Here is a 266-nt window from a genome sequence, read left to right on the forward strand (position 1 = left end):
CTACTTTCTTAGGCTTAGATTTAGAGAAAAGTCGTTTAATCATATTATTTATCATCGATTATAGGCAGCACTTAGCTGCAAAGAGGTTGTTTTAAAATGGACAAATATGCGGTTTTTGGAAATCCAATTAAACATTCAAAATCCCCCGCGATACATAAACAATTTGCTATCTCGCTAGGTGAGCAAATCGACTATCGCGCAATATTAGCACCTATCGACAGCTTTGAAAAAACAGTATCGACATTTTTTGAGCAAGGTGGAAAAGG

The 266-nt window shown here is 36.1% G+C and carries 1 pseudogene; it reads left to right on the forward strand.

The features are described 5' to 3' along the window. Positions 1-96: 96 nt before the first annotated feature. Positions 97-266, forward strand: a pseudogene (gene aroE, locus R2R70_RS20725) (shikimate dehydrogenase); the annotation flags it as partial.

The organism is Cobetia sp. SIMBA_158, from assembly GCF_046566945.1.
GTDB lineage: Bacteria > Pseudomonadota > Gammaproteobacteria > Pseudomonadales > Halomonadaceae > Cobetia > Cobetia amphilecti.